The sequence below is a fragment of the Amaricoccus sp. genome, assembly GCF_036846665.1.
In the GTDB taxonomy this organism is placed as follows: Bacteria; Pseudomonadota; Alphaproteobacteria; order Rhodobacterales; family Rhodobacteraceae; genus Amaricoccus.
The window spans coordinates 1-4,702 of the sequence record NZ_DAIUBO010000262.1; the positions used below are offsets into that span (position 1 = coordinate 1).

General features: G+C 67.9%; 3 protein-coding genes. 1 reads left to right on the plus strand and 2 read right to left on the minus strand.

All coding sequences use genetic code 11. The annotated features are described in order from the left end of the window. Positions 1–1,176: Na+/H+ antiporter NhaC family protein (locus V7050_RS18160; protein WP_324410968.1), on the minus strand; the 1,176-nt coding region annotated here is incomplete at its 3' end. A 223-nt stretch (positions 1,177–1,399) separates the two neighbouring features. After that, entirely contained in the window at positions 1,400–2,947 is a 1,548-nt protein-coding gene (gene hutH / locus V7050_RS18165; protein ID WP_324368258.1) for a histidine ammonia-lyase, read from the minus strand. A 228-nt stretch (positions 2,948–3,175) separates the two neighbouring features. Here hutH and V7050_RS18170 point away from each other — a divergent pair, with 228 nt between their 5' ends. Continuing rightward, positions 3,176–4,573 carry a sigma-54 interaction domain-containing protein gene (locus tag V7050_RS18170; RefSeq protein WP_324368256.1) on the plus strand — a complete coding sequence of 466 codons (1,398 nt, stop codon included), beginning with the start codon at positions 3,176–3,178 and terminating at the stop codon, positions 4,571–4,573. Positions 4,574–4,702 lie beyond the last annotated feature (129 nt).

Genomic DNA, 4,702 nt, shown 5'->3' on the forward strand with positions numbered 1-4,702 from the left:
CCCCGCGGTGCGGATGAGCGCCACGGTCGCGAGCGGGGAGAAGCCGAAGTTGATGCAGAGCGGCACGTAAACCACCGCGATGATCGGCCCCGTGGAGAAGGACGAGCCGATCCCCATGGTGATCAGGAGCCCGACGAGCAGCATCATGAAGGCCGCGAGGCCCTTGCTGTCGCCGATCAGCGCGGTGGAGCCCTCGACCAGCGCCGAGACCTCGCCGGTCTCCTGCATCACGGCGGCGAAGCCCTGGGCGGTGACCATGATGAAGCCGACCAGCGCCATCATGCGCAGGCCGGTCACGAAGACGTCGTCCACCTCGTGCCACTTGAAGAAGCCGGAGCCGCTGAGCACCGCGAAGCCGATCAGGCCGCCCAGCATCATCGAATCCGTGGCGAGCTGGGTAACCAGCGCCGCGACGATGCCGAGGATGCTCAGGGCGATCTGGCCGGTGGTGAGCGTGGTCGAGACCGCGACCTTCTCGTTCCGGGCGCCGACGCCCTTGACCTCGTAGGTGCGCGGCTTGCGGTAGCTGATCAGCACGGCGATCAGCACGCCCGCCACCATCCCGAGCGACGGGATCACCATGGCGAGCGGGATCGTCGCCGTGTCGATGACGAAGTCGAGACCCTCCCCCGCGAGATTGATGTTCTCGCCGAGGATGTTCTGCTGATAGACGGCGCCGAAGCCCACCGGCAGCAGCATATAGGGCAGGATCAGGCCGCAGGTCACGGCGCAGGCGGCCGCCCGGCGGTCGAGCTTGATGCGGTCCATCACCTCGAGCAGCGGCGGCACCAGGATCGGGATGAAGGCGATGTGGACCGGGACGATGGTCTCGGCCAGGCTGGCGCAGATCAGCAGCGCCCCGCAGAGCAGCATCTTCGCATAGAAGATGTTCCGCCCCCCGGGCTCGGCGCCGATGGCGCCGACGATCTTCTCCGCCAGGAGATGCGTGATGCCCGAGCGCGACAGCGCCACCGCGAAGGCGCCGAGCAGCGCATAGGACAGCGCGATTGTCGCGCCGTTCCCGAGACCGCCCTCGAAGGCACCGATCACGTCACCCACGCTCATTCCGGCGCTCATTCCGCCAGCGAACGTGGCGATGATGAGCGCCAGGATCACCGGAACGCGCACCAGGCTCAAGGCCATCATCACGATGACGGCCAAGACGATTGAATTCATCGAACTCTTCCTCCCCTTTTCATCTTCGTCCCTCGCCGGCCCCTTTGACGCCTGCATCGCTCATCGGCGGGCGCAGGGCCGGGTTTCTCTCAGTTGAAGGCTTCGGCGGCCGTCCTCGCGCCCGACACCGGGCCAGCCGCCTTCGTCGAGTTCCCGCCGGTGGCGGCAACCCTGTTGCATCGCATCGCGCCGGCCGCCTTCGCGGCCCGGCGCATCGCTCGGTTCAGCTATCGGCGCCGAAGCTCGGCAGCAGGTCCTGGGGCACCAGCCTATTCAGGATGCGTTCCTTGATGAGGTCGTTGGCGGCCGCGATGTCGGGGTGGAAGAAGCGGTCCCGGTCGTAGAAGGAAACCTTCTCCCGCAGCCAGGCCCGCGCCTGTTCCAGCGGCTCGGTGGTCTTCATGCCCTCGCGGTAATCCATGCCCTGGCAGCCGCAGAGCCATTCGATGGCGAGGACCCCGCGGGTGTTCTCGGCCATGGCCCAGAGCCGCCGGCCGGCGGCCGGCGCCATGGAGACATGGTCCTCCTGGTTGGCCGAGGTGGGCAGGCTGTCGACGCTGCCCGGATGGGCCAGCGCCTTGTTCTCGGAGGCCAGCGCCGCGCTGGTCACGTCGGCGATCATGAAGCCCGAGTTGACGCCGCCGTCCCGCACGAGGAACGGGGGCAGGTCGCCATTCATGTTCTTGTCCATGAAGAGCGAGATGCGCCGCTCCGAGAGCGCGCCGATCTCGGCCAGCGCCAGGGCGATGTTGTCCGCCGCCATGGCCACGATCTCGGCATGGAAGTTGCCGCCGGAGATGGCGTCGACATCCTCCGCGAAGATCAGCGGATTGTCCGAGACCGCGTTGCATTCGACCGTGAGCACCTCGGCGGCCTGGCGGAGCTGGGTGAGGCAGGCGCCCATGACCTGGGGCTGGCAGCGCATGGAATAGGGATCCTGCACCTTGTCGCAGTCGCGGTGCGAGGCGCCGATCTCGCTCATGGCCCCGAGCAGGAACCGGTAGGCCGCCGCCGCGTCGATCTGGCCGCGGTGGCCGCGGATGGCATGGATGCGCGCGTCGAAGGGCCGGCGGGAGCCGAGCATGGCCTCGTTCGACAGGGCGCCGCAGACCACGGCGGCGGCGAAGAGATCCTCGGCCTCGAAGAGCCCGCGCAGGGCGAAGGCGGTGGAGACCTGGGTGCCGTTCAAGAGCGCGAGCCCTTCCTTGGGCGCCAGTTCCAGCGGCTCGAGGCCCGCGATCTTCAGCGCCTCGCGGGCGGGCAGGATCTTGCCGCCGTGGCGCGCCTCGCCCTCGCCGAGCAGCACCACGCTCATATGGGCGAGCGGGGCGAGATCGCCCGATGCGCCCACCGAGCCCTTGCAGGGGATGCAGGGATAGACCTCGGCGTTGATCAGCGCGATGAGCGCCTGCAGGAGCTCGCGGCGGATGCCCGAATGGCCGCGCCCGAGTGCGTTGACCTTGAGCACCATGATCAGGCGGACCATGGCGTCGTCGATGAGATCCCCGAGCCCGGTCGCATGCGACAGGACCAGCGAGCGCTGCAGGAGCTTCAGGTTCTCCCGCTCGATGCGGGTATTGGCCAGCAGGCCGAACCCGGTGTTGATGCCGTAGACCGTCCGGTCCTCGGCGACGATCTGGTTGACTGCATCGACCGACGCCTGGACCGCGGCGTCGGCGGAGCCATCCAGCCGGACCTCCACCGGCTCCTGGTAGATCCGCCGCACCGCCGCCAGTGTCATGGCGCCGGGTCTGATTGCATAGCTGTACACGAGGTTCCTCCCGCTCCGATTTCGTATTTGACCCCCACACGTGCCGGCTTGACAGATCCGGAGACTGTTGCCCTTCTGCACGCGCATCCTTGGTGAAGATGCAATGCAAGTGTCGTGCCAAGGCGTAACTCATTTACAGCAAACGGTTTTGTGTGCTGATGATACGATTGTGGATCACTTCTTGTCGGTCCGTGATCAGGATCTGATCGATGACGTGGAGCTTCTGAGATGCCGCAGCCCGAGACCTTCAGCCTCCACGATGCCTTAGTGAAGGTCATCGTGGAAAAAAGCTACTCGCGAATAGCGGTCGCGGACCGGCACGGCGTCTTCCTCAACGTCGCCCCGAATTTCGCGGCGCTCTATGGCGGGACGGCGGAGGATTATGTCGGCTGCAGCGCCTTCGATCTGGAGAAGAGCGGCGTCCTGACGCCTTCGGTCACCGCCAAGGTGCTGCGCGAGGACCGCGAGGTCCAGTTCATGCTGACGACCCGGATGGGACGCACGGTGCTGGCCCAGGGCTTCCCGGTCCGGGACGCGGCGGGGAGCATCGTCCAGGTCGCGAGCTTCTCCTACGACATGACCGACCTGCATATCCTCCGCGAGGAGTACGAGTATCTGCAGCAGCGCTTCTACAAGCAGGAGGGCGCCGCGCGGGGCCGGGGGGCGGAGTCCGAGATCACGCAGCCCATCGACCCGGCGATGCGGAGCATCTTCGAGCTGGTGTGGCGGGTGGCCAGGACGCCTGCAAGCGTGCTGTTCCTCGGGGAGACCGGCGTGGGCAAGACCATGTTCGCCCGTCTGGTGCACCAGCAGAGCGACCGCCGCACCGGGCGGCTGGTGGAGCTGAACTGCGCCTCGCTGCCGGGCAGCCTCGTCGAGGCCGAGCTCTTCGGCTACGAATCGGGCGCCTTCACCGGCGCGCGCCAGAAGGGAAAGGCCGGGCTGATCGAGGAGGCCAGCGGCGGGACGCTGTTTCTCGACGAGATCAGCGAGGCCTCGCTCGACGTGCAGGCCAAGCTGCTCAAGGCGCTCGAGGATCGCCGGATCATGCGGGTGGGCGCCACCCGGGAGCGGTCGGTCGATTTCCGACTGGTGGCGGCGACCAACGTGGATCTGGAGGCGCGGGTCGCAAGCGGGCAGTTCCGGCCCGATCTCTACTACCGCCTGAACGTCGTGCCCATCATCATCCCCCCGCTGCGCCAGCGGCAGAAGGACCTGCCCGGCCTGGTCGATCGCCTCTGGGCGAAGGTCGACAAGCGCTATGGCGGCGGCAAGGTACTGGAACCCTCGCTGATCGAGTCGCTCCTGCGCTACCACTGGCCGGGGAACGTCCGGGAGCTGGAGAACGTGCTGGAGCGATTGTACGTCACGGAGACCGGCCCGCGGATCGGCTCCGACCGGGCGATCCGGGGGCTCCTGTCCGGAATGACGGCGCCGCCCCTGCCCGAAGCCTCGGCGCCCGTGTCCGAGGGGCGGGCGGAACCGCTGCCGAAGGTCCTCGCCCGGGTGGAGCGCCAGCTCCTCCAGGATGCCCAGAAGCGCCATTCCTCGACCTACGAGATGGCCGCGAGCCTCGGCATCAGCCAGCCGTCGGTGGTCCGCAAGCTTCGGAAACACGGGTTGTAGCGGCCGGGAAGCGGCGCCGGGCGGTGTCGGCCGGCCGGGGAATTGCATCCGGCAACGCATCTCCCTCCGGCCGCGCCCAGCGCAACCATCCCGCCCGGCGGGCACCGCCGGGCAGCGCCCGCCCCGCCC